Source organism: Pseudomonas sp. IT-P74 (assembly GCF_949768175.1).
Taxonomy (GTDB): domain Bacteria; phylum Pseudomonadota; class Gammaproteobacteria; order Pseudomonadales; family Pseudomonadaceae; genus Aquipseudomonas.
Genome location: NZ_CATKQD010000033.1, coordinates 410566 through 436136, shown reverse-complemented (window position 1 = coordinate 436136; position 25571 = coordinate 410566). Strand labels below are relative to the sequence as shown.

Sequence of the window (25571 nt, the reverse complement as noted above, 5' to 3'; positions counted from 1 at the left end):
CCGGGAAAATCCGGGGTTTGCGCTATAAGAAGTTGTCGCTTGGCGGCAAGGCCGGGCTGAAAACTGTCCTTACAATCCTCACCAAGCTCGCCAGTTTCAGGCGAGTGTTTTCTCTTCAGGAGACTCCGATGTCCGTTGAGCACGCTGCGGTACAACGCGCCGATTTCGATCAGGTAATGGTTCCCAACTATGCGCCTGCCGCATTCATTCCTGTGCGTGGCGCCGGTTCCCGCGTTTGGGACCAGTCCGGCCGCGAGCTGATCGACTTCGCCGGCGGGATTGCCGTCAACGTATTGGGTCACGCGCATCCGGCGCTGGTCGGTGCCTTGACCGAGCAGGCGAACAAGCTGTGGCACGTGTCCAACGTGTTCACCAATGAGCCGGCCCTGCGCCTGGCGCATAAACTGGTCGACGCCACCTTTGCCGACCGCGCCTTCTTCTGCAACTCCGGCGCCGAAGCCAACGAGGCCGCTTTCAAGCTGGCCCGTCGCGTCGGCTTCGACCGTTTCGGCAGCGAGAAGTACGAAATCATTGCGGCGCTCAACAGTTTCCACGGCCGTACCCTGTTCACCGTGAACGTCGGCGGTCAGTCGAAGTACTCCGACGGTTTCGGTCCGAAAATCACCGGCATCACCCATGTGCCGTACAACGATCTGGCTGCACTGAAAGCTGCCATTTCCGACAAGACTTGCGCTGTGGTGCTGGAACCGATCCAGGGCGAAAGCGGTGTGATCCCGGCTGAACTCGAATACCTGCAAGGTGCCCGCGAGCTTTGCACCGCGCACAACGCGCTGCTGATTTTCGACGAAGTGCAAACCGGCATGGGCCGTACCGGCCATCTGTTCGCCTACCAGCATTACGGCGTGATCCCGGACATCCTGACCAGCGCCAAGAGCCTGGGCGGCGGTTTCCCGATCGCGGCGATGCTGACCACCGAAGACCTGGCCAAGCACCTGGTCGTCGGCACCCACGGCACCACTTACGGCGGCAACCCGCTGGCGTGCGCTGTCGCGGAAGCTGTGATCGACGTGATCAACACCCCTGAAGTGCTGGCCGGCGTCAACGCCAAGCACGACAAGTTCAAGGCCCGCCTTGAGCAGATCGGCGAGAAGTACGGGCTGTTCACCAAGGTCCGCGGCATGGGCCTGTTGATCGGTTGCGTGCTGAGCGATGCCTGGAAAGGCAAGGCCAAGGACATCTTCAATGCCGCTGAGCAAGAAGGCCTGATGGTCCTGCAAGCCGGCCCGGACGTGGTGCGTTTCGCCCCGAGCCTGGTGGTGGAAGACGCCGATATCGATGCCGGTCTGGACCGATTCGAACGTGCCGCGGCAAAACTGACGCAAGCCTGATAGACCCTTCGACGCCTGCAAGTCAGGCGTCGAACCGAATTTTTTATGCCGGCCCCGCTTTTCTGTAGGAGCGAGCCTGCTCGCGATGGTGTGTCAGGCGACATCATTGTTGCTGATCCACCATCGCGAGCAGGCTCGCTCCTACAAGGGGCCGGCTTATTTTCCTCAAAAGAGTTAAGAGAAAGGAGTGACACCATGCTGGTGATGCGCCCCGCGCAAATGGCTGATCTGGGCGAGGTACAGCGTCTGGCTGCGGACAGTCCGATTGGTGTCACTTCCTTGCCGGATGACGTTGAACGCCTGAGCGACAAGATCGCCGCAAGCGAAGCCTCGTTCGCCGCCGAAGTGAGTTTCAACGGTGAGGAAAGCTATTTCTTCGTCCTTGAAGACTCTGCCACCGGCAAGCTGGTCGGTTGCTCGGCCATCGTGGCATCGGCCGGTTACTCCGAGCCGTTCTACAGCTTTCGCAACGAAACCTTCGTGCACGCCTCCCGCGAGCTGAAGATTCACAACAAGATCCACGTGCTCTCCCAGTGCCACGACCTGACCGGCAACAGCTTGCTGACCAGCTTCTATGTGCAGCGCGAGCTGGTGGGTTCGCCGTGGTCGGAGCTCAACTCCCGTGGCCGCTTGTTGTTCGTGGCCAGCCATCCGGAGCGTTTTGCCGATTCCGTGGTGACCGAAATCGTCGGTTACAGCGATGAAAACGGCGACTCGCCATTCTGGGATGCCATCGGTCGCAACTTCTTCGACCTCAACTACGCCGAAGCCGAGCGGCTGTGCGGGCTGAAAAGCCGTACGTTCCTCGCCGAACTGATGCCGCATTACCCGATCTACGTGCCACTGCTGCCGGACTCCGCGCAAGAAGCCATGGGCCAGGTACACCCGCGGGCGCAGATCACCTTCGACATCCTGATGCGCGAAGGCTTCGAGACCGATCACTACATCGACATCTTCGACGGCGGCCCGACCCTGCATGCCCGTGTTTCGGGGATCCGTTCGATCGCCCAGAGCCGTGTGGTGCCGGTGAAGATCGGCGAGCCGGTCAAAGGCGTCGGTCGCCAGTATCTGGTGGCCAATGCCCAGTTGCAGGATTACCGCGCGGTCATGCTCGAACTCGATTACGCACCAGGCAAACCAGTGACCCTGGACCTGGAAGCGGCCGAAGCCCTGGGCGTCGGCGAGGGTGCCAGCGTGCGCCTGGTTGCGGTTTAACGCCTGCCTGGCCTGATTGCTTGTTTAGACAGCAGCGAAGTTTCACGGGTGGCGCAAGCGGCCCGTTTGAGGAGATAGCATGATCGTTCGTCCCGTACGCAGCAGCGATTTACCCGCTCTGATCGACCTGGCCCGCAGCACCGGCACCGGCCTGACCACCTTGCCGGCCAACGAAGAGCGGCTGGCCCATCGGGTCGGCTGGGCCGAGAAGACCTTTCGCGGCGAAGCCGGGCGGGGCGATGCGGACTACCTGTTCGTGCTCGAAGATGACGACGGTCGCGTGGTGGGTATTTCCGCCATCGCCGGTGCCGTCGGCCTGCGTGAGCCCTGGTACAACTTCCGGGTCGGTCTGACGGTCAGCGCTTCGCAAGAGCTGAACATCTATCGCGAAATCCCGACGCTGTTCCTGGCCAACGACCTGACCGGCAACTCCGAGCTGTGCTCGCTGTTCCTGCACGCCGATTACCGCAGCGGCCTCAACGGTCGCATGCTGTCCAAGGCGCGGATGCTGTTCATCGCCGAGTTCCCGCAGCTGTTCGGCAACAAGATCATTGCCGAAATGCGTGGTGTTTCCGACGAGGCCGGGCGTTCGCCGTTCTGGGAAAGCCTGGGTCGGCACTTCTTCAAGATGGAATTCAGCCAGGCCGACTACCTGACCGGCGTGGGCAACAAGGCGTTCATCGCCGAACTGATGCCGAAATTCCCGCTGTACACCTGCTTCCTGTCGCCGGATGCGCGCAACGTGATCGGGCAGGTTCACCCGGACACCGAGCCGGCGCTGGCCATGCTCAAGAGCGAAGGTTTCAGCTACCAGGGTTACGTCGACATTTTCGACGCCGGCCCGGCGATCGAGTGCGAAACCGGCAAGATCCGCGCCGTGCGTGACAGCCAGGCGCTGGTGCTGGCCGTCGGCACGCCGGGTGACGACGCCACGCCATTCATCATCCACAACCGCAAGCGCGAGGACTGCCGTATCACTGCTGCGCCGGCACGTCTGGCCGCCGGCACCCTGGTGGTCGATCCGCAGACCGCCAAACGTCTTCAACTCAACGCTGGCGACCAAGTACGCGCCGTGGCGTTGTCCGCAGCTCGGGAGTCGAAATAATGAAGTCGCTTTACATTGCAGGTGAATGGCTATCCGGTCAGGGCGAAGCCTTCGAGTCGCTGAACCCGGTGACCCAGCAGGTGCTGTGGTCCGGCGTTGGCGCCACCGCCGCTCAGGTCGAGTCGGCTGTGCAAGCGGCGCGTCAGGCGTTTCCGAGCTGGGCTCGACGCACCCTGGAAGAGCGTATTTCGGTGCTGGAAGCCTTTGCCGCTTCGCTGAAGAATCACGCTGACGAACTGGCTCATACCATCGGCGAAGAAACCGGCAAACCCCTGTGGGAAGCGGCGACCGAAGTCACCAGCATGGTCAACAAGATTGCCATCTCGGTGCAGAGCTACCGCGAGCGTACCGGCGAAAAGAGCGGCCCGCTGGGCGATGCCACCGCTGTGCTGCGCCACAAGCCACACGGTGTGGTGGCGGTATTTGGTCCTTACAACTTCCCGGGTCACCTGCCGAACGGCCACATCGTGCCGGCACTGCTGGCCGGTAACAGCGTGCTGTTCAAGCCAAGCGAACTGACACCGAAAGTCGCTGAGCTGACGGTCAAGTGCTGGGTCGAGGCGGGTCTGCCGGCTGGCGTGTTGAACCTGCTGCAGGGCGCTCGTGAAACCGGCATCGCCCTGGCGGCGAACCCGGGTATCGACGGGCTGTTCTTCACCGGCTCCAGCCGCACCGGCAATCACCTGCACCAGCAATTCGCCGGTCGTCCGGACAAGATCCTCGCGCTGGAGATGGGCGGCAACAACCCGCTGGTGGTCGATCAGGTCGCCGACCTCGATGCCGCGGTGTACACCATCATTCAGTCGGCGTTCATCTCCGCCGGCCAGCGCTGCACCTGTGCCCGCCGTTTGCTGGTGCCGCAAGGTGCCTGGGGTGATACGTTGCTGGCGCGCCTGGTGGCGGTCAGCGCGACTATCGAAGTCGGTGCTTTCGATCAGCAACCGGCGCCGTTCATGGGCTCGGTGGTTTCCCTTGGCGCTGCGAAAGCGTTGATGGATGCGCAAGAACATCTGCTGGCCAACGGCGCCGTGGCGCTGCTGGAAATGACTCAGCCCCAGGCTCAATCGGCCTTGCTGACCCCGGGTATCCTGGACGTGAGCGCCGTTGCCGATCGTCCTGACGAAGAACTGTTCGGCCCGCTGCTGCAGGTGATCCGCTACGCTGATTTTGAAGCGGCGATCGTTGAAGCCAACGACACCGCCTACGGCCTGGCCGCGGGCCTGCTGTCGGACTCCGAGGCGCGCTACCAGCAGTTCTGGCTGGAAAGCCGTGCCGGTATCGTCAACTGGAACAAGCAGCTGACCGGTGCCGCGAGCAGCGCGCCATTCGGCGGCGTCGGCGCCTCGGGCAACCACCGCGCCAGCGCCTACTACGCGGCGGATTACTGCGCGTACCCGGTGGCCTCGCTGGAAACGCCGAGCCTGGTGATGCCAGCAGCCTTGACGCCTGGCGTGAAAATGGCGTGATGCCCATCGCCAGCAGGCTGGCTCCCACAGGTTCGGTGGTGTTCACACACTCTGTGTACGACACAAACCCTGTAGGAGCCAGCCTGCTGGCGATGGCCGCGCCTCGGTCTCAAATCTAGTTACTGAAGCCTATAACAACAGATTCTCGTGGAGCCTCGCTGATGAAATCCTATGAAGTCAATTTTGACGGTCTAGTGGGGCCGACCCATAACTATGGCGGCCTGTCCTACGGCAACGTCGCGTCCCAGAGCAACAGCCAGCAGTCTTCCAACCCCAAGGAAGCGGCGCTGCAAGGCCTGGCGAAGATGAAAGCGTTGATGGAAATGGGTTTCCAGCAAGGCGTTCTGGCACCGCAAGAGCGCCCGGATGTGGCCGCACTGCGTCGCCTGGGCTTTGGCGGCACCGACGCTGAAGTGATCGAGCGCGCGGCCAAAGATGCGATGCCGCTGCTGGTGGCCAGTTGCTCGGCCTCGAGCATGTGGGTGGCCAACGCCGCCACCGTCAGCCCGAGCGCCGACACCGCTGATGGTCGCGTGCATTTCACCGCCGCCAACCTCAACTGCAAATACCACCGCAGCATCGAACACCCGACCACCAGCCGCGTGCTGGGGGCGATGTTCGCTGACCAGAAACACTTCGCCCACCACGCTGCCTTGCCGGCTGTGGCGCAGTTTGGTGACGAAGGCGCGGCCAACCACACGCGTTTCTGCCGTGAATACGGCGGAGCCGGTGTCGAGTTCTTCGTGTTCGGTCGCAGCGCGTTCGACACCCGCTACCCGGCACCGCAGAAGTACCCGGCGCGCCAGACCCTCGAAGCGTCCCAGGCCGTAGCCCGTCTGCACGGCTTGAGCGATGACGGCGTGGTCTACGCCCAGCAGAACCCGTCGGTGATCGACCAGGGCGTGTTCCACAACGACGTGATCGCCGTGGGTAATGGCGAAGTGCTGTTCTATCACGAGGACGCGTTCCTCGACACCGAGAAGATGCTCGCTGAATTGCAGAGCAAACTCGCCAAAGTCGGTGGGAAATTTCAGTCTGTCTGTGTTCCGCGTTCCGCTGTCAGCGTGGAAGACGCGGTTCGTTCCTACCTGTTCAATAGCCAGCTGCTGTCGCGTCCTGATGGCTCCATGCTGTTGATCGTGCCGGAAGAATGCCGTGGCAACGAGCGTGTCTGGCAATACCTGCAGGGTTTGACCAGCTCCGGCGGCCTGATCCGCGAAGTGAAAGTCTTCGATCTCAAGCAGAGCATGCAGAACGGCGGTGGCCCGGCTTGCCTGAGGTTGCGCGTCGCGCTCAACGAAACCGAACTGGCGGCGGTCAATCCAGGGGTTATCATGACGGCACCGTTGTACGGCACACTGACCGAATGGGTCGAGAAGCACTACCGCGACCGCATGACCGAAAACGATCTGGCGGACCCGCAATTGCTGCTTGAGTGCCGGACGGCACTGGATGAACTGACGCAAATCCTTAAACTGGGCGCGGTTTATCCATTCCAGATCAATTGATCGACGGTGCGTTGCCTCCCGTGGCTGCGCGCCGCTTCATCTCAAACGAGAGCGTAAAACATGAGTGATTCCCTGCAGCTGATCCTTGAAGACACCGACGGCACGCAACTGGAGACTTCCTGCACCCGCGTCGCGGTCCTGTGGCAAGGTAAAGAGCTGTGGATCCAGCAGGACGGCCGCGGCCAACTGTTGATCGGCGTGGACGTCGAAGAAGGTGACGCTGAATACGCCAACCTGCTGTTGCGCCCATTGGCGACTAATCTGGTAAGTCTGCAACTGGAGATGGAACCCGCTGACCTCGGTGACGACGAGGAACACGTCCACGGCCCGGACTGCAACCACGATCACTAAGGAAGCCGCTCTATGCTCGCCCTCGGCAAACTGCTTGAACTGACCCTCGCCGGCCGTGAACCGGCGGAGAAGACTCAACTGACTGTCGAAGGCGTGCGCATGCGCTGGTTGAGCGAAGGTGCGCTGGAAGTGCGGCCACCTGAGGCGCGTGACAATGGCCTGGACCTGCTGCTGTCGGCGGGGATCCACGGCAATGAAACAGCGCCGATCGAGTTGCTCGATCGCCTGTTGCACGACATTGCCCGCGGCGACTTGAAGCCGCGCGCACGTATTCTGTTCCTGTTCGGTAACCCCGAGGCGATTCGCAAGGGCGAGCGCTTCGTCGAGCAGGACGTCAATCGGCTGTTCAATGGCCGTCACGAACAAAGCAGCGGTTCCGAAGCCCTGCGCGCCTGTGAGCTGGAGCGTTTGGCTGCCAGCTTCTTCAGTCTGCCGGATCGTCAGCGCCTGCATTACGACCTGCACACGGCGATTCGCGGCTCGAAAATCGAGCAGTTCGCCCTGTATCCGTGGAAGGAAGATCGCCAGCATTCGCGTCAGGAACTGGCGCGCCTGCGTGCTGCCGGCATGGAAGCGGTGTTGTTGCAGAACAAGCCTTCCATCGTGTTCAGCGCCTACACCTACGACAAACTGGGGGCCGAGGCCTTCACTCTGGAGTTGGGCAAGGCACGGCCTTTCGGGCAGAACGACGGGGTCAATGTTTCCCTGCTGGAAAACCGTCTCAAGCAAATCATCGAAGGCACCGAGCCGGAGCTGACTGAAGCGGCACTGGACGGTTTGCAGCTGTACAGCGTGGCGCGGGAAATCATCAAGCACAGCGACAGCTTCCGCCTGAACCTGCCGGCGGATATCGAGAACTTTTCGGAACTGGAAGTGGGTTACCTGCTGGCGGAAGACATCGCCAACACCCGCTGGATCATCGAGGAGGAGGGCGCCCGGATCATCTTCCCGAACCCCAGGGTGAAGAATGGTTTGCGTGCCGGCATCCTGGTCGTGCCGACGACCGACGAAAACCTGGCCTGAATTCAGCGTAGAACCCATGTAGGAGCGAGCCTGCTCGCGATAGCGGTGTATCAGTCAGCATAAATGTCGACTGACAGTCCGCCATCGCGAGCAGGCTCGCTCCTACAGGTTTTGCGGTGATTATACGGCTAGCGCACGCGGTTCACTGCGACGCAGCGAACGGATCTTCATCAGCGTATCCGCACAGGTCTTCGCCGCTTCCTGACCTTTGTGCAGGAAATGCTCGAAGAAGAACTTCTGGTGTTCTTCACCGGCATGGAAGTGGTGCGGGGTCAGGGACACCGAGAACACCGGCACTTCGGTTTCCAGTTGCACCTGCATCAGGCCGCTGACCACTGACTGGGCGACGAACTCGTGACGGTAGATGCCGCCGTCCACCACCAGGGCTGCCGCGACGATGCCGGCATAACGACCGGTCCTGGCCAGCAACTTGGCGTGCAGGGGCATTTCAAAGGCGCCGCCGACTTCGAAGAAATCGATGTCGGACTCCTGATAACCCTGGGCAATCATTTCGGCGACGAAGCCTTTACGGCTCTGGTCGACAATATCCTTGTGCCAGCAGGCCTGGATGAACGCTACGCGCTCGCCGTGATGGTGTTTGCTTTTGCTGTCGATTGCGGTGGGTTGCATGTTCTGACTCCTGTTTGTGTGAAAAACAGGGCGTTATGAATCGAAGGGGATCTGAGGGTACGCACGCTCGCACGAGTGCCGGCGGACGGCCCTTTGTTGTCAATCCCGTTCTCTCTTCATCCGGACTATGACCGTCGGCCCCGGGATCACACCGGGTCTGCTGACCTTGCCGCCAACCACCGCCGAAGCAGCGTCGTCGCCAAGCGCTCGCGGGCTATGCGCTTTGCGCGCAATTACCGCCGGTGGGGAGTTGCACCCCGCCCTGAGAACGTTTTTGCCGCCCAAATGTTTGGCGGCGCAGCGTTTTTATCACATATTTGCGGTATGCGCATGGCCCCTTTTGGATGATTGCTATCGAGTATTTCGCTCTATTAGTGAGCATTATCCCAGCCCAAGGGTTGATTAATCGTCGCCATGCCCGCAGTAATTCCTGACTGAAAGGGATTTCCCCTGCTTACTGAGGCCAGATTCATGAGTGTTATCGATCTTCGCAGCGACACCGTCACCCAACCTTGCGCCGGCATGCTCGAGGCAATGACCAAGGCCGCCACCGGCGATGACGTGTATGGCGAAGATCCGACGGTCAATCACCTGGAAGCCGAACTGGCCAGGCGCCTGGGCTTTGCCGCGGCACTGTTCGTGCCGACCGGCACCATGAGCAACCTGCTGGGGTTGATGGCCCATTGCGATCGCGGTGACGAGTACATCGTCGGCCAGCAGGCCCACACTTATAAGTACGAAGGTGGGGGCGCGGCGGTGCTTGGCTCGATCCAGCCGCAGCCGCTGGAAGTGCAGGCCGATGGTTCGTTGGACCTGGCGCAGGTTGCGGCGGCGATCAAGCCGGACGACTTCCATTTCGCCCGCACCCGTTTGCTGGCGCTGGAAAACACCATGCAAGGCAAGGTCCTGCCCCTGGAATACCTGGCCCGGGCCCGAAACTTTACCCGCGAAAACGGCTTGCAACTGCACCTGGACGGCGCTCGTTTGTACAACGCGGCAGTGAAACTGGGGGTGGATGCCCGGGAAATCACCCAGTATTTCGATTCCGTCTCGGTGTGCCTGTCCAAAGGTTTGGGCGCACCGGTCGGTTCGGTGCTGTGTGGCTCGGCGGAGCTGATCGGCAAGGCCCGGCGCCTGCGCAAGATGGTCGGTGGTGGCATGCGTCAGGCCGGGATCCTCGCGGCGGCGGGCCTGTATGCGCTGGATAACAACGTTCAGCGCCTGGCCGATGACCATGCCAACGCACAGTGGCTGGCCGAAGGCCTGCGTGGAGCGGGCTTCGAGGTCGAGCCGGTGCAGACCAACATGGTTTACGTGCAGATGGGCGACCAGGCCGAGGCCATCAAGGCCTTTGCCGCCGAGCGGGGGATCAAGCTCAGTGCCGCTGCGCGTCTGCGCATGGTCACGCACATGGACGTCAGTCGTGCGCAAATCGAGCAGGTCGTCGCGACATTCGTCGACTTTTCGCGCAAGTGATAGCGTTAGCACTCCAATTGAGTGTTTCTATCGTATAAACACGCTGTACCCCGCGCGCAGGGCCGATATAATGCGGCCCTTTGCCGTCGCTTCGTCTGTTGACGTTTCGAACAGGCCTTTGGCCGCAGCCTCCGTGGAAGAACCTAATGAAAAGCGCAGAAATCCGTGAAGCCTTCCTTCGCTTCTTCGAAGAGCAAGGCCACACCCGTGTAGCCTCCAGCTCTTTGATTCCGGGCAACGACCCAACCCTGCTGTTCACCAACGCGGGGATGAACCAGTTCAAGGACTGCTTCCTGGGCCAGGAAAAGCGCGCGTACACCCGCGCGGTTTCCAGCCAGAAATGCGTGCGCGCCGGCGGCAAGCACAACGACCTGGAAAACGTCGGTTATACCGCTCGTCACCACACCTTCTTCGAAATGCTGGGTAACTTCAGCTTCGGTGATTATTTCAAGCGTGATGCCATCAGCTACGCCTGGAACTTCCTGACTTCCGACAAGTGGTTGAACCTGCCCAAGGAAAAGCTCTGGGTCACCGTCTACGCCAGCGATGACGAGGCGTATGACATCTGGACCAAGGACATCGGGGTTCCGGCCGAGCGCATGGTGCGCATCGGCGACAACAAGGGCGCGCCGTACGCCTCCGACAACTTCTGGACCATGGGCGATACCGGCCCGTGCGGTCCATGCACCGAGATTTTCTATGATCACGGCGCCGACATCTGGGGTGGCCCACCGGGCTCGCCGGAAGAAGACGGCGACCGTTACATCGAAATCTGGAACAACGTGTTCATGCAGTTCAACCGCACCGCCGATGGCGTGCTGCACCCGCTGCCAGCACCATCGGTGGATACCGGCATGGGCCTGGAGCGGATCAGTGCCGTGCTGCAGCACGTTCACTCGAACTATGAAATCGACCTGTTCCAGAGCCTGCTGACTGCATCGGCCAAGGCCATCGGCTGCACCAACGACGCCCAGGCTTCGCTGAAAGTCGTGGCTGACCACATCCGTTCCTGCGGTTTCCTGATTGCCGACGGCGTGCTGCCGTCCAACGAAGGTCGCGGCTACGTGCTGCGCCGGATCATCCGTCGCGCCTGTCGTCACGGTAACAAGCTGGGCGCCAAGGGCAGCTTCTTCTACCAGATCGTCGCGGCCCTGGTTGCCGAGATGGGCGAGGCGTTCCCGGAGCTGAAATCCCAGCAGGCGCACATCGAGCGCGTGCTGAAGGCCGAAGAGGAGCAATTCGCCAAGACCCTGGAGCAGGGTCTGAAGATCCTCGAGCAGGATCTGGCTGAACTCAAGGGCAACGTGGTGCCGGGCGACGTAGTGTTCAAACTCTACGACACCTACGGTTTCCCGATGGACCTGACCGGCGACATCGCTCGCGAGCGCAGCCTGACCATCGACGAAGAAGGTTTCGAGCGCGAAATGGAAGCCCAGCGCGTCCGTGCCCGTTCCGCCAGTTCCTTCGGCATGGACTACAACAGCCTGGTCAAGGTCGACGTGGCCACCGAGTTCACCGGTTACATCGCTCACAGCGGTTCCGCCAAGATCGTTGGGCTGTATAAAGATGGCCAGTCGGTCGACGTATTGAGCGAAGGCGATGAGGGCGTGATCGTTCTCGACAAGACGCCGTTCTACGCCGAGTCCGGTGGCCAGGTCGGTGATTGCGGTTACCTGCAGGCGGGCAGCGCGCGTTTCGACGTGCGTGACACCACCAAGACCGGCGGTGCATTCCTGCACCACGGTATCCTGGATTCGGGTAGCCTGATCGTCGGTACGCCGGTCGAGACCCACGTTGACGCCGAGGTGCGTCACGCCACGTCGTTGAACCACTCCGCGACTCACTTGCTGCACGCCGCATTGCGCCAGGTGCTGGGCGATCACGTTCAGCAGAAAGGCTCGTTGGTCGACAGTCAGCGCCTGCGCTTCGACTTCAGCCACTTCGAGGCCATCAAGCCTGAACAACTGAAAGCGCTGGAAGACATCGTCAACGCCGAGATTCGCAAGAATTCCGAAGTTGAAACCGAAGAAACCGATATCGAAACCGCCAAGCAGAAAGGCGCCATGGCGCTGTTCGGCGAGAAATACGGCGACAACGTGCGTGTACTGAGCATGGGCGATTTCTCCGTCGAGCTGTGCGGCGGTATCCACGCCAACCGTACCGGCGACATCGGCCTGCTGAAAATCATCAGCGAAGGCGGTGTGGCGTCGGGTGTGCGTCGTATCGAGGCAGTCACCGGTGCGCAAGCGCTGGCCTACTTGAACGCGGCGGAAGAACAACTCAAGGAAGCGGCCAGCCTGGTCAAGGGCAGCCGCGACAACCTGATCGACAAGCTGTCGGCTGTGCTGGAGCGCAACCGTCTGCTGGAGAAGCAACTCGAGCAGTTGCAAGCCAAGGCTGCCAGTGCTGCGGGCGACGATCTGTCGGCCCAGGCGCTGGACGTCAAGGACGTGAAAGTGCTGGCCGTGCGTCTGGACGGTCAGGATGGCAAGGCGCTGCTGGCGCTGGTTGATCAACTGAAAAACAAACTCGGCCGCGCAGTGATCCTGCTCGGCAGTGTCCATGAGGAAAAGGTCGTTCTGGTTGCAGGCGTAACCAAAGACCTGACTGGCCAACTCAAAGCCGGTGATTTGATGAAGCAAGCCGCTGCGGCAGTGGGCGGGAAGGGTGGTGGTCGTCCAGACATGGCGCAAGGCGGCGGTACCGACGCTGGCGCACTGGATGCGGCACTGGCCCTGGCCGTTCCGTTTGTAGAGCAGGGTCTATAAGGCAGTGCTTGCGGCCCGCAGTCTAGTGGCGGGCCGCAACGCTGTTTGAGTGATTATTTGGGCGCCCTTCATGGGCAGAGGCGGCTTTGAAATGGCTTTGATCGTACAGAAATTTGGAGGCACCTCGGTCGGCACCGTCGAGAGAATCGAGCAGGTCGCCGACAAGGTTAAGAAATTCCGCGACGCCGGCGATGACCTGGTGGTTGTGCTGTCTGCAATGAGCGGCGAAACCAACCGTCTGATCGATCTGGCCAAGCAAATCAGTGGCGACGGTCAACCGGTTCCGCGCGAGCTGGACGTGATCGTTTCCACCGGTGAGCAGGTGACGATTGCCCTGTTGGCCATGGCGCTGATCAAGCGCGGCGTGCCGGCGGTGTCCTACACCGGCAACCAGGTGCGGATCCTGACGGATAGCGCGCACAATAAAGCGCGTATCCTGCAGATTGATGACCAGAAGATTCGCGGTGATCTGAAGGCCGGTCGTGTGGTGGTTGTCGCCGGTTTCCAGGGCGTCGACGAGCATGGCAACATCACCACCCTCGGTCGTGGCGGTTCCGACACCACCGGCGTGGCGCTGGCTGCAGCCCTGAAGGCTGACGAATGCCAGATCTACACCGACGTCGACGGCGTCTACACCACCGACCCGCGTGTGGTGTCCGTGGCTCAGCGCCTGGACAAGATCACCTTCGAAGAGATGCTGGAAATGGCCAGCCTCGGATCCAAGGTGCTGCAGATCCGCGCGGTCGAGTTCGCCGGCAAGTACAACGTTCCGCTGCGCGTACTGCACAGCTTCAAGGAGGGTCCGGGCACCCTCATTACTATTGATGAAGAGGAAACCATGGAACAGCCGATCATTTCCGGTATCGCTTTCAACCGCGATGAAGCCAAGCTGACCATCCGTGGCGTGCCAGACATCCCGGGCGTTGCCTTCAAGATTCTCGGCCCGATCAGTGCCGCGAACATCGAAGTCGACATGATCGTGCAGAACGTTGCGCACGATAACACCACCGACTTCACCTTCACCGTGCATCGCAACGACTACCAGGCGGCGCAAGCGGTGCTGGAAAAGACCGCTGGCGAGCTGGGTGCCCGTGAAGTCGTGGGCGATACCAAGATCGCCAAGGTGTCGATCGTCGGTGTTGGCATGCGCTCTCACGCAGGCGTGGCCAGCCGCATGTTCGAGTCCCTGGCCAAAGAAAGCATCAACATCCAGATGATCTCGACTTCGGAGATCAAAGTCTCCGTAGTGATCGAAGAGAAGTACCTGGAACTGGCTGTGCGCGCTCTGCACACGGCTTTCGAACTGGACGCACCGGCCCGCCAGGGCGAGTGATGCGTTTGCCAAAAGGCGCGGTCTGACCGCGCCTTTTGTTTTTTTGAATGGCGTGGCCCTCGAGGCTGTTCTTTTGCTCGCGCTAGTCAATACTCAGGCATGTAGGGCTGCGACCGCTCCGGTTGTGGGTCGAGTGCCTTTTTTTTGCAGACTGTTGTCCCTGAAATGTAATGCGTGAGGAGAAAGGTATGCTGATTCTGACTCGTCGGTGCGCAGAAAGCCTGATTATCGGTGATGGCGAAATCACCGTGACCGTGCTCGGCGTCAAAGGAAATCAAGTGCGCATCGGTGTCAATGCCCCCAAAGAGGTGGCTGTTCACCGGGAAGAAATTTACCTGCGTATCAAGAAAGAGAAGGACGAAGAACCAAGCCATTAATTTTTATCGTTTTTTATGTTTGCAAACGGGGAAGAAGCTGGTTAATATACGCCCCGTGTTGCGGAGAGCTGGCCGAGTGGCCGAAGGCGCTCCCCTGCTAAGGGAGTACACCTCAAAAGGGTGTCGGGGGTTCGAATCCCCCGTTCTCCGCCATTATTTGCGTAGTACGTTGTAATCTGGCTTCTTCGGTAAGTTGTTGAAATTACTAGAAAAAGTGTTTGACATAGAGATTAGACGGCCTATAATGCGCGGCAACAAATGCACTCGTAGCTCAGCTGGATAGAGTACTCGGCTACGAACCGAGCGGTCACAGGTTCGAATCCTGTCGAGTGCACCATTTAAGAGTTAGTTGCAGCAATGCAGGTAACTTGGTTTCAACCAGTTGTGGTCTGGTCTAAAAACACAAAATGCACTCGTAGCTCAGCTGGATAGAGTACTCGGCTACGAACCGAGCGGTCACAGGTTCGAATCCTGTCGAGTGCACCATACAAACAGAAAGCCCGCATTTAATGCGGGCTTTTTGCCGTCTGGAATTTGGCTTTTCCTTTCGTGCATCCCTTCCCGTCGAACTCCACGTTTGCGCTACGACCTCGCCGGGTGTCGTAGCGCTAGCTGTGATCTCTCTGCGTACTCTCCAGCGTCTTCCGTGACGTTCCTTTTCAAGGGGAGCGTCTACAATTTTCGAAGGGTGTGTGTTTTCCTTTCAGAATTCGTCGTCGCATTTTCATGGATCAGGACGATGCTCAAGATTGTTGTGCAAGCGCTTGTTTCAGCCGAGATTTTTTAACGTTTAAAACCGTCAGGCGGTGTATCATTGCGCCCGTCAGCCCCGCCGGGGCTTGTGGAATACCTCCATGGACTTACCCAGTAGTTACTCAGTACCCCGTTTCACCAATCATGAATTGACTGATTGATCCTTCCGGCGTGCCCCGCTGCTGGGAGTGGAGTTCGCCTATGTCTGAAATCGAAGTAAAGAAAACGCAGGAAAGCTTGCAGGATCGCCTGGCTCAGGTGGTTGAGCTGCTGCAGCGCCAGCGAGTTGTAGAAGACCTGACTCACCGCCAGGAAGGCCCGCATCATGACCGGGTCGAGAACCTGGTCCACCGGCAGAACCTCGTCGAGCTGCAACGCAAGCTCGATGACCTGCACTCCGCCGACGTCGCCTACATCCTTGAAGCCTTGCCGCTGGACGATCGTCTGACGCTCTGGCAACTGGTCAAGGCCGATCGCGACGGCGACATCCTTCTTGAAGTATCCGATTCGGTCCGTGAATCGCTGATCGCCGACATGGACGATCACGAGCTCCTGGCAGCCGCCAAGGACATGGATGCCGACGAACTCGCTGACCTGGCCTCCGAGCTGCCGCGAGACGTCGTCCATGAGCTCATGGAGACCCTCGACCAGCAACAACGCGAGCGCGTGCGTTCGGCACTGTCCTACGACGAGGAGCAGGTCGGTGCGCTGATGGACTTCGAGATGGTGACCATCCGCGAGGATGTCAGCCTTGAAGTGGTCTTGCGTTATCTGCGCCGTCTCAAGGAGTTGCCGGGCCACACCGACAAGCTGTTCGTGGTCGATTACGACGGCGTCCTCAAGGGCGTGTTGCCGATCAAGCGTTTGCTGGTCAACGACCCGGACAAACAGGTTTCCGAGGTGATGGCCAGCGATCCGGTGAGTTTCCACCCGGACGAAGACGCCTACGATGCCGCTCAGGCGTTCGAGCGTTACGACTTGATCTCCGCCCCCGTGGTCGACAAGAACGGCAAGCTGATCGGCCGTCTGACCATCGATGAAATGGTCGACCTGATCCGTGAAGAGAGCGAAAGCGAAGTTCTCAACATGGCGGGTCTGCGTGAAGAAGAAGACATTTTTGCATCGGTCTGGAAATCCCTGCGCAACCGTTGGGCCTGGCTGGCGATCAACCTGATTACCGCGTTCGTGGCTTCTCGGGTGATCGGCTTGTTTGAAGGTTCGATCGAGAAACTCGTGGCGCTTGCGGCGTTGATGCCGATCGTGGCGGGAATCGGCGGTAACTCGGGTAACCAGACCATTACCATGATTGTGCGGGCCATGGCGCTGGACCAGGTGAGCACCGGCAATACCTCGCGCCTGATGCGCAAGGAGTTGGCGGTAGCGCTGATCAACGGCGTGATCTGGGGCGGGGTGATTGGCCTGGTTGCCTACATGCTCTATCACAGTTGGTCATTGGGCGTGGTGATGACCGCCGCGATGACACTCAACTTGCTACTGGCGGCGTTGATGGGGGTTCTGATCCCGATGACCCTGGCGAAGATGGGGCGCGATCCGGCGATGGGGGCCAGTGTGATGATTACTGCCGTGACCGACAGCGGAGGCTTTTTCATCTTCCTGGGGCTGGCGACAATCTTCCTGCTCTGAAGTCCTGCTTGTTGAAAACCCGCTGAATGGCGTAATGCTGTGTAGGAGCGAGCTTGCTCGCGATGGTCGCTAAAGATAACGCGTGTTTGCTGACTAAACGCAGCGCTCGCGAGTCCATCGCGAGCAAGCTCGCTCCTACAGTGATTAGCACTACGCCCGTGGCGGGTTTTTTTGTGCCCGGATTTCAGGCAAAAAAAAGCCAGCGATCAGGCTGGCTTGGGCTTTCTGGCTGAATCAGGACGCGTCGGCGGCCATTTCAGCGTCATGGGCGATCAGCGAAACCAGGGCGTTCTGCTGTCGATGGGAGAGCTGGCGGAAGCGCTGCAGCAGCTCCCGTTCGTGTAAGGAAAGCTCGGGGCTGTCCAGACGCATGCTCAACTCTTCTCCCAGTGCACCTTCCTGAATAAGACTCTGCTCAAGGCGCGCAATGATTTCGGAGTTCATGCTGCGATGATGATTGCGAGCCACCTCGGCAATGCGTTCACGCATTCCGTCTGGCAGACGTACGACGAACTTGTCAGCCGTACGGCTGGAATAAATTGCCTGTTTCAATGGGCGCATATATTTAACCGGTTAGTTCAGGGGAGCGGTTTTCGGGATTGGCCGCAGGATGTCTGGTAGGACAAGCGCTCTGGCCAAATGTTCAACCTGAATTGATAGAGGCGCGCATCATGCCTCAAAGTAGCCAGATCCTTGGCGTCAATTCTGTGACAAATATTGAACTGGATAAAGGCGTTCTGCCAGCACCAATTATCAGAAATGCGGACTGGTTTGAAAAGTTCGACCAGGCCGTATCACTTCGTGCTTTCTCCACCCGACGAAAGGTTTCCGGCGGGCAGGAAAAAGTGAACTCGATCCCTGTTCCTTACCTTTTACAGAATAGTGGCAAATGGCCGATTTACTAGGGGAGTCGCATGGAGGGGGGAATTAAGGATGGATGGCAGGCCCTTGCAATGGGACTGCCATGTCGGGATCACCGCAGAACCGGATCAAACTTGATCTTGCGCCCGGCGATCAATGCGAGCACGAACAGCGCGCTGAATACGCCACAGGCGATCAGGGGGAGGGTGACGACCATGTCCTGGGTCAATGACAGATGAAAAATGCCGCTCAACAAGGCGAGGATGAAGAAACTCGCGGCTGATCTGGACATGCTGTACTCCTGGTGAAGGTCTTTCAAAATACCAATCGTTCGGCGGATGGAGCCGGCACCAGGATGTTTTCCTGGCTGACAAAGCCGTGCCGGTCGCTTGTCGTTGCCAGCAGCTTGCACGCCAGAGTCTATCGGCAATTAAATTCTTTAAAAACAATGAATTAAGTTATTTTTGGCAAATCTCGATATTGCATTTTGCAATGATAGCTTTTTGCAGTGATGCAATTTGCACGGTAAACAAGTCCGCACCCGCTCGAGGCGTCTGCCTACACTTAAAAAGCCTACGGACGACATGACAAAAGCCAGCCCGGCCGTTAACATGCACGCCGTCCATCGCACCGCGTATCGTCGTGGTCACCGTGTGTCTCAGTAGCTCAATTGGATAGAGCATCCCCCTCCTAAGGGGAAGGTTGGCAGTTCGAACCTGCCCTGGGACACCATATTTTGCAGCTCCCCCACCTGTTTCAACGCTTCCCTTTCACGACTCGTAGATAAAGTTCGGCAAATTCAGATGCCCGGGATTTATCCCAAGCCATCAACTTTACCTTCGCGACTTTCCGTCTCCTCCCCCCTCGTAGTCTGAATCTCCCATCCCGTCTGGGAGTATCCGCCGATGTGCCGCCTGCGGTGCTTGTTCATAGTTGAGACCAATAGATCAGAAAATGGTCCAAGGTCGACCCCCGATGACTGGACCCCGCTCAGGAGAAAGTCATGACTATGCGCAAGAAAACCTCATCGCCCACGAACGACCTGACCAATAACACCGGTGACCATCCTTCACCCGTCAACCACGACTGGACGTTTACCTACATTCCGACCGTCACCACCAACCTTGAAGACTACGCTCCCGGCAGCACAGCCATCATTACGGCCAGCGGTTTTGCCGCCGGCAGCACCGTGACACTCGAAGTGGACCACGCCATCGGTGCTGGCGCGGATGGTGTGTGGGGCACGCCCGACGATGTGCTCGACACCAACACCGGCGCGGGGCATGAGCCCTGGTCCGTGACCGACGGCGGCGCTGGCGATCTCGACGGCCAGGTCAACGGCAGCGTCACCACTTCGTGGTACGTGAATCCCGACGACTCGGCAGGCGCGACGTTTCTGCTCACCGCGACCGCTGCGGGCGCCGATGGAGTGGTCGGCACCGGTGACGACGCCGTGGCGACAACGTCCTTTACGGACAGCGTTTTGGGCGTCGTGGCGACCGGCGAGGACGTCACGCTGGACGAAACGGCCGGGTTGCAGAACGCCACTGCCACGCCAGCCCCTGCGGGGGACGCTGACGACAACGATATTCTGGTGGCGTCCCTGCCTTCGACCTTCACTACCCGATTGACTGCTCTGGGGGCAGGTACCGCAACAGGCGCGGCCTTGAGTGGCTATACCGGTGCCGTTGGCAACACTGGCAGCAATGCATTCACCATCACCGCTGACCCCGGAGCAAGCATTACCGATATCAGCTTCGTCGGCATCTCCGGCGCACCGCTCAATGGCGTGGACAGCGGGCTGGATACTCTCGATGGCATCGACATCCTTCTCTATACGGATACGAACAACAACATCGTTCTGGGTCGAGCTGGGAGTTCCACCGGCGCGATCGTGTTCGCTGCCTATATTGAAGAATCCGGATCGGGCGGCAAAATCTGGACCGTGGAGTACCAACCGCTTAAACACCCCGTTACGACGAATGCCGATGATTCGCTCAACCTGCTGGATAAGGTTTTCATCGGCGCCAGCCAGGACATGGAATTCAGCCTGGCCAATGCGCCCTCCGGTCAGAACCTGTTCCTGATGTTCACGAAGGCGAACCCGAACGTTGTCGATGTCGGTGGTGTGTTGCGGATCACGGACCCCACCATCATCGCCACCGGCAAGGACCCCGCAGACCAGTCAAGCGGCGCCAATATAACGACTGGAGACACGATCAATACCAGCCAGGCGGGTGGCCCTACCACCTTCGGCACCAATAATCAGATGATTGTGGAGCAAGAAGGCATCCGCTTTTCGTTCGTCACGGGTGCCAGGCAGAGTGTGACCATTCCCAACCTGGACCAGAACGAAGCCGATGTTGAATCCAACGTCGACTTTACCGGTGTCTTCAATGCGAAATCGGCCAGTTTCGACGTTGTGCAGTTGCAAAGCGGCAAGAGTGCCGTGGTAAGAGTCAGCGCATCCAGCACCGCTGCTGAACCTGGCACGAATTTCATCAATGGGTATGGGAATGATTCGCCGGTGGCCATCACCAATGTTCGTGTCTTCAACAGCATCGGGCAGGTGATCGAGAATTCAAACGGCTCGGTGAATGATCCGGCCATCACCATCAGCTTTGCAGCAGGGGTTGCAACCATCACGGGCGTCAAAGCCGGTTACCAGATTGAATACACCACTGCGGCGGACCACAACCGTGTGCTCGTCGAGAACGGGGCGGCCGTCAATGCCAAGGGCAATGAGCACGCCGATTTTGATATCGGTGCTTTCACGCTGGTACAGGCCTCTATTTCGAAAGCCGAAATCGGCTCCAGGATCATCTTCGACGACGATGGACCGAGCATCACCACCACCGGCACGGAACCAACACTGACGGTGGACGAGACGGTACTGGCGACCAATGCCACCCAGAGCTTTGCCGCCAACTTCAATTCGGCGTTTGGCGCCGATGGGGCCGGCACCCTGACCTATGCGCTGGGCGTGGTGGCCGGGGCCTCCGGGCTGATCGACACGGCCACGGGCGAGGTGGTGAACCTGTCGCTCAACGGCACCGTGGTCGAAGGCCGCACGGCCCTTACCAGCCAGCTGGTGTTCACGGTCAGTGTCGCCGCCACTGGCAGCGTCACGCTCGACCAGATCCGCGCCGTGGTGCATGCCAACACAACCAATCCCGATGATTCGACGAGCCTGACCTCGGACAACCTGGTGACGCTGATCGCGACCAAGACCGACAGGGACGGCGACAGCGCCCTGGCGACCCTGAACATCGGGCAGAATCTGGTGTTCAAGGACGACGGGCCGAGCATCACGAGCACCGGCGTGGAACCGACGCTGACGGTGGACGAGACAGTACTGGGCACCGACGCCAACCAGAGCTTTGCCGCCAACTTCAATTCGGCGTTTGGCGCCGATGGGGCTGGCACGCTGACCTATGCGCTGGGCGTGGTGGCGGGGGCCTCCGGGCTGATCGACACGGCCACGGGCGAGGTGGTGAACCTGTCGCTCAACGGCACCGTGGTCGAAGGCCGCACGGCCCTTACCAGCCAGCTGGTGTTCACGGTCAGTGTCGCCGCCACTGGCAGCGTCACGCTCGACCAGATCCGCGCCGTGGTGCATACCAACACAACCAATCCCGATGATTCGACGAGCCTGACCTCGGACAACCTGGTGACGCTGATCGCGACCAAGACCGACGGCGACGGCGACAGTGCCCAAGCGACCCTCAACATCGGGCAGAACCTGGTGTTCAAGGACGACGGGCCGAGTATCAGCACCACTGGCGTCGAGCCGACGCTGACGGTGGACGAGACAGTACTGGAAGCCGACGCCAGCCAGAGCTATGCCGCCAACTTCAACTCGGCGTTTGGCGCCGATGGGGCTGGCACGCTGACCTATGCGCTGGGCGTGGTGGCCGGAGCCTCCGGGTTGACCGACACAGCCACGGGCGACGTGGTGAACCTGTCGCTCAATGGCACGGTGGTGGAAGGGCGTACGGCCACGGACAACCTGCTGGTGTTCACGGTCAGTGTGGCCGCCGATGGTGTCGTCACCCTCGACCAGATCCGGGCGGTGGTGCATCCCGATGCAAACAATCCCGATGATTCGACGACGTTGACCTCGGACAACCTGGTGACGCTGACCGCGACCAAGACCGACGGCGACAGCGACAGCGCCCTGGCGACCCTGAACATCGGGCAGAACCTGGTGTTCAAGGACGATGGGCCGAGCATCAGCACCACCGGTGTGGAACCGACGCTGACGGTGGACGAAACGGCACTGGCGACCAACGCCACCCAGAGCTTCGCCGCCAACTTCAACTCGGCGTTTGGCGCCGATGGGGCCGGCACCCTGACCTATGCGCTGGACATGGTGGCCGGGGCTTCCGGGCTGACGGACACGGCCACGGGCGACGTGGTGAACCTGTCGCTCAACGGGACTGTGGTGGAAGGCCGCACGGCCACGGACAACCTGCTGGTGTTCACAGTCAGTGTGGCCGCCGATGGCAGCGTCACGCTCGACCAGATTCGCGCCGTGGTGCATTCCGACCCAACCAATCCGGATGACTCGACGAGCCTGACCTCGGACAACCTGGTGACGCTGATCGCGACCAAGACCGACGGCGACGGCGACAGCGCCCAGGCGACCCTCAACATCGGGCAGAACCTGGTGTTCAAGGACGACGGGCCGAGCATCAGCACTACCGGTACGGAACCGACGCTGACGGTGGACGAAACGGCACTGGCGACCAACGCCACCCAGAGCTTTGCCGCCAACTTCAACTCGGCGTTTGGCGCCGATGGGGCCGGCACGCTGACCTATGCGCTGGGCGTGGTGGCCGGAGCTTCCGGACTGATCGACACGGCCTCGGGCGAGGCGGTGAATCTGTCGCTCAACGGCACCGTGGTCGAAGGTCGTACGGCCACGGGCAACCTGCTGGTGTTCACGGTCAGCGTCGCCGCCACTGGCAGCGTTACGCTCGACCAGCTCCGCGCCGTGGTGCATTCCGACCCAACCAATCCGGATGACTCGACGAGCCTGATCTCGGACAACCTGGTGACACTGACCGCGACCAAGACCGACGGGGACGGCGACAGTGCGCTGGCGACGCTGAACATCGGGCAGAACCTGATGTTCAAGGACGACGGACCGAGCATCACCAGCACCGGCGTGGAACCGACGTTGACGGTGGACGAGACGGTACTGGCGACCAACGCCACCCAGAGTTTCGCCGCCAACTTCAACTCGGCGTTTGGCGCCGATGGGGCCGGCACGCTGACCTATGCGCTGGGCGTGGTGGCGGGAGCCTCCGGGCTGACGGACACGGCCTCGGGCGAGGTGGTGAACCTGTCGCTCAATGGCGCCGTGGTCGAAGGCCGCACGGCCCTCGGCAACCTGCTGGTGTTTACCGTCAGCGTCGCCGCCAATGGCAGCGTCACGCTCGACCAGCTCCGCGCCGTGGTGCATCCCGACGCCACCAATCCCGATGATTCGAAGACATTGACCTCGGACGACCTGGTGACGCTGACGGCAACCATTACCGACAAGGAGGGCGACAGTGCCTTGGCGACCCTCAACATCGGGCAGAACCTGGTGTTCAAGGACGACGGACCGAGCATCAGCACCACCGGCGTGGAACCGACGCTGACAGTGGACGAGACGGTACTGGCGACCAACGCCACCCAGAGCTTCGCCGCCAACTTCAATTCGGCGTTTGGTGCCGATGGGGCCGGCACGCTGAGCTATGCGCTGGGCGTGGTGGCGGGAGCTTCCGGGTTGACCGATACGGCCTCGGGCCAGGCGGTGAACCTGTCGCTCAACGGCACCGTGGTCGAAGGCCGCACGGCCACGGGTAATCTGCTGGTGTTTACCGTCAGCGTCGCCGCCAATGGCAGCGTCACGCTCGACCAGCTCCGCGCCGTGGTGCATTCCGACCCAAACAATCCCGATGATTCGAAGTCGTTGACCTCGGACAACCTGGTGACACTGAGCGCGATCAAGACCGACGGGGACGGCGACAGCGCTTTGGCGACCCTGAACATCGGGCAGAACCTGGTGTTCAAGGACGACGGGCCGGCACTCAGTTTCGGCAACCTGATCGGGACCGGTAGCGTCCTGGCGCAATCCGGGTTCTGGAACATGGCGACGGGAGCCGACGGGCTGGGTGCGGCCGGTCTGGACATCTCGCTGGTCAATAACCAGTTTACCCTCGTCCGGCCCGACAACACGACCACGACCGGGACCGGCACGCTCACCGAGCTGGCGCCATCACCGGATGCCAATGGCGCGTACCAGTTCGCAGGAACCTTGACCGGTGACTTCGACAACAACGCGGCAACGGCGAACACCTCCGTCGATTACACGCTGACCGCCTATGCCGATGGCCACTATGCACTGGATCTGGTGCAAGGCTTCAGTTCGACGATCGTGCTCAGCAGTGCCGACGGCTCACTCACTGCCGGCGGCCCGGATGCGGTGCGCACATTGTTGATTCCGCTGACGAGCAACCCGGCTATTCCTTCGACATCCGAGGAGATCGTGTTCTTTTCCGCGAAGGCGCTGGCATCGACTTCGGACATCCTGAGCGGCATCGGGCTCGGAGCCCCCGACCCGACCGAAGCCACACTGCAGACCAACCCCCTGCCGTCGTACATAGACCCGGCGGCCATGAACGTCAGCACGTCCGGCATTGGCGTCGCCAACAACGTGTTCCAGGGGGATAACCTGGCGGCCATCAGCGCCGCCGATGAAAGCTTCGTCATCAATCCAGAGACCCTGCTGACGGGCATGAAGGTCTTTATCGACAACTCCGTGGCGGGTTACAACACCGCGACCGAGGACCTGTACTACAGGATCTACTACGAGGATGGCACGTTCTCGAACCGCGTCGAGGTGAACACCCTGACTCCGGAGGCCGGCGGACAGGTGTCCTTCCTCATTGAGAAGGAGGGCTCGGCGCTGATCGATGCTGTTCAGCTGACAATGGGCCGAGGCGAGATCAAGATCCCGGTGATCCAGTTCATACAGCAGAGCGAGAGCCTGGCCAGCGATGTCCAGCTTGCGTTCAGCGCGACGCTGACGGACAAGGATGGGGACTCGGCGACGAGTACGTTTGACGCCAACCTGTTCGCCAACGATCCGAACAACGCACTCTTCGACTTCACGCTGGCTGGCACGATCGCCAAGCAGGATGCGTTCAACGTCGATCTGTCAGTCAATGAGAACCTGTACCAGGTCACCGGCTTCGATACGGGCCCTGGCGTGCAAGACAAGCTGGTGTTCAACGGCGACCCGAACGCCGTTGTCCAATCGATCAACAACACCGGCGCGGACAGCGTCGTGACGGTTGCCGAGACGGGCGGACAAACAACGACCATCACCCTGGTCGGGGTCGATCTACAGAGTACCGACATCTTTTTTGGCAGCGCTTGAGGAATTGCGCGCGTGAACGGATGCGAGGGCGGCCCAGGAAACCCCCCTCGCATTCTTTTTGCGGCTCCAATACGAGATCCGCATGATCGCATCCGCGGTGAACTATCGAGCGGTACAAGGCTTGAAGGGGGCGGCGGGGGAGATACGGGTTAACGCGGCAGGATATATCGAGAACGACATCAGCATTCCGGGAATCCTGTTCCGGGCCACCGACAAGGAAGGCGAAATGGTGAAGGCCTACCCCCTGAAAGTAAGGGGCAGACCGTTTTGTATCGACTTG

17 protein-coding genes, 4 tRNA genes, 1 pseudogene and 1 riboswitch are annotated in these 25571 nt (G+C 60.4%); of the genes and pseudogenes, 18 read left to right on the top strand and 4 right to left on the bottom strand.

From position 1 onward, the window contains the following. Nucleotides 1-128: 128 nt before the first annotated feature. The 7 genes from ACM6J5_RS18390 to astE all read left to right on the top strand — a co-directional run bounded on the left by ACM6J5_RS18390 (nucleotide 129) and on the right by astE (nucleotide 8017). On the top strand, nucleotides 129-1349 hold the full coding sequence (locus ACM6J5_RS18390; protein WP_095944564.1) for an aspartate aminotransferase family protein: 1221 nt from the start codon (nucleotides 129-131) through the stop codon (nucleotides 1347-1349). A gap of 195 nt (nucleotides 1350-1544) precedes the next feature. Beyond that, a complete protein-coding gene (aruF, locus tag ACM6J5_RS18385; RefSeq protein WP_046042322.1) occupies nucleotides 1545-2564 on the top strand; it encodes an arginine/ornithine succinyltransferase subunit alpha in 1020 nt (339 codons plus the stop codon). Nucleotides 2565-2643: 79 nt separating this feature from the next. Continuing rightward, nucleotides 2644-3669: an arginine N-succinyltransferase gene (gene astA, locus ACM6J5_RS18380; RefSeq protein WP_008049558.1), complete on the top strand. Its 1026-nt coding sequence runs from the start codon at nucleotides 2644-2646 to the stop codon at nucleotides 3667-3669. Beyond that, nucleotides 3666-5135 (top strand): succinylglutamate-semialdehyde dehydrogenase, encoded by a 1470-nt coding sequence (astD, locus tag ACM6J5_RS18375; protein WP_414929101.1) that lies wholly within the window; start codon nucleotides 3666-3668, stop codon nucleotides 5133-5135. The genes astA and astD overlap by 4 nt, the downstream gene beginning before the upstream one ends. A 161-nt stretch (nucleotides 5136-5296) precedes the next feature. Further along, nucleotides 5297-6643: an N-succinylarginine dihydrolase gene (astB, locus tag ACM6J5_RS18370; protein WP_414929091.1), complete on the top strand. Its 1347-nt coding sequence runs from the start codon at nucleotides 5297-5299 to the stop codon at nucleotides 6641-6643. Nucleotides 6644-6703: 60 nt separating this feature from the next. Then, on the top strand, nucleotides 6704-6994 hold the full coding sequence (locus tag ACM6J5_RS18365) for a topoisomerase II (RefSeq protein ID WP_414929090.1): 291 nt from the start codon (nucleotides 6704-6706) through the stop codon (nucleotides 6992-6994). 12 nt (nucleotides 6995-7006) lie between these two features. Further along, on the top strand, nucleotides 7007-8017 hold the full coding sequence (astE, locus tag ACM6J5_RS18360; protein ID WP_095944567.1) for a succinylglutamate desuccinylase: 1011 nt from the start codon (nucleotides 7007-7009) through the stop codon (nucleotides 8015-8017). 120 nt (nucleotides 8018-8137) lie between these two features. Here astE and ACM6J5_RS18355 read toward each other — a convergent pair whose 3' ends face one another. Continuing rightward, nucleotides 8138-8647, bottom strand: a complete 510-nt coding sequence (locus ACM6J5_RS18355) for a 6,7-dimethyl-8-ribityllumazine synthase (protein WP_095944568.1) — start codon at nucleotides 8645-8647, stop codon at nucleotides 8138-8140. Nucleotides 8648-8750: 103 nt separating this feature from the next. Beyond that, a riboswitch (FMN riboswitch) is annotated at nucleotides 8751-8921 on the bottom strand. Nucleotides 8922-9118: 197 nt separating this feature from the next. On the opposite strand from ACM6J5_RS18355, the gene ltaE reads away from it, so the two are divergent. The 7 genes from ltaE (at nucleotide 9119) to ACM6J5_RS18320 (ending at nucleotide 15087) form a co-directional block, all read left to right on the top strand. Further along, nucleotides 9119-10123, top strand: coding sequence for a low-specificity L-threonine aldolase (ltaE, locus tag ACM6J5_RS18350; protein WP_095944569.1), 1005 nt, complete (start codon nucleotides 9119-9121; stop codon nucleotides 10121-10123). Between the two features lie 146 nt (nucleotides 10124-10269). Next, nucleotides 10270-12891: an alanine--tRNA ligase gene (alaS, locus tag ACM6J5_RS18345; RefSeq protein ID WP_414929089.1), complete on the top strand. Its 2622-nt coding sequence runs from the start codon at nucleotides 10270-10272 to the stop codon at nucleotides 12889-12891. 91 nt (nucleotides 12892-12982) lie between these two features. Beyond that, nucleotides 12983-14224, top strand: a complete 1242-nt coding sequence (locus tag ACM6J5_RS18340; RefSeq protein ID WP_007971040.1) for an aspartate kinase — start codon at nucleotides 12983-12985, stop codon at nucleotides 14222-14224. 188 nt (nucleotides 14225-14412) lie between these two features. After that, nucleotides 14413-14601 carry a carbon storage regulator CsrA gene (gene csrA / locus ACM6J5_RS18335; protein WP_002554426.1) on the top strand — a complete coding sequence of 63 codons (189 nt, stop codon included), beginning with the start codon at nucleotides 14413-14415 and terminating at the stop codon, nucleotides 14599-14601. A 62-nt stretch (nucleotides 14602-14663) separates the two neighbouring features. Continuing rightward, nucleotides 14664-14754 (top strand) — tRNA-Ser (locus ACM6J5_RS18330). Between the two features lie 107 nt (nucleotides 14755-14861). Continuing rightward, nucleotides 14862-14938: transfer RNA gene (locus ACM6J5_RS18325), tRNA-Arg, on the top strand. A gap of 72 nt (nucleotides 14939-15010) precedes the next feature. Then, nucleotides 15011-15087, top strand: a tRNA-Arg gene (locus ACM6J5_RS18320). A 20-nt stretch (nucleotides 15088-15107) separates the two neighbouring features. On the opposite strand, the pseudogene ACM6J5_RS18315 reads toward ACM6J5_RS18320, so the two are convergent. Continuing rightward, a pseudogene (locus ACM6J5_RS18315) lies at nucleotides 15108-15209 on the bottom strand (cell envelope protein SmpA); the annotation flags it as partial. A gap of 346 nt (nucleotides 15210-15555) precedes the next feature. On the opposite strand from ACM6J5_RS18315, the gene mgtE reads away from it, so the two are divergent. Beyond that, nucleotides 15556-16998 carry a magnesium transporter gene (mgtE, locus tag ACM6J5_RS18310; protein ID WP_414929088.1) on the top strand — a complete coding sequence of 481 codons (1443 nt, stop codon included), beginning with the start codon at nucleotides 15556-15558 and terminating at the stop codon, nucleotides 16996-16998. 234 nt (nucleotides 16999-17232) lie between these two features. On the opposite strand, the gene ACM6J5_RS18305 is transcribed toward mgtE, so the two are convergent. Then, on the bottom strand, nucleotides 17233-17559 hold the full coding sequence (locus ACM6J5_RS18305; RefSeq protein WP_003178899.1) for an Arc family DNA-binding protein: 327 nt from the start codon (nucleotides 17557-17559) through the stop codon (nucleotides 17233-17235). A 110-nt stretch (nucleotides 17560-17669) separates the two neighbouring features. Here ACM6J5_RS18305 and ACM6J5_RS18300 point away from each other — a divergent pair, with 110 nt between their 5' ends. After that, nucleotides 17670-17903 carry a hypothetical protein gene (locus ACM6J5_RS18300; protein ID WP_414929102.1) on the top strand — a complete coding sequence of 78 codons (234 nt, stop codon included), beginning with the start codon at nucleotides 17670-17672 and terminating at the stop codon, nucleotides 17901-17903. 68 nt (nucleotides 17904-17971) lie between these two features. Here ACM6J5_RS18300 and ACM6J5_RS18295 read toward each other — a convergent pair whose 3' ends face one another. Further along, the gene (locus tag ACM6J5_RS18295) at nucleotides 17972-18151 is read right to left on the bottom strand and encodes a PA3371 family protein (protein WP_095944573.1); all 180 of its coding nucleotides are present in this window, start codon (nucleotides 18149-18151) and stop codon (nucleotides 17972-17974) included. Between the two features lie 363 nt (nucleotides 18152-18514). Between ACM6J5_RS18295 and ACM6J5_RS18290 the strand changes: the two genes are divergently transcribed. Then, a tRNA-Arg gene (locus tag ACM6J5_RS18290) sits at nucleotides 18515-18591 on the top strand. A 271-nt stretch (nucleotides 18592-18862) separates the two neighbouring features. Beyond that, nucleotides 18863-25291, top strand: coding sequence for a DUF5801 repeats-in-toxin domain-containing protein (locus ACM6J5_RS18285; RefSeq protein WP_414929087.1), 6429 nt, complete (start codon nucleotides 18863-18865; stop codon nucleotides 25289-25291). The last annotated feature ends 280 nt before the right edge of the window (nucleotides 25292-25571 follow it).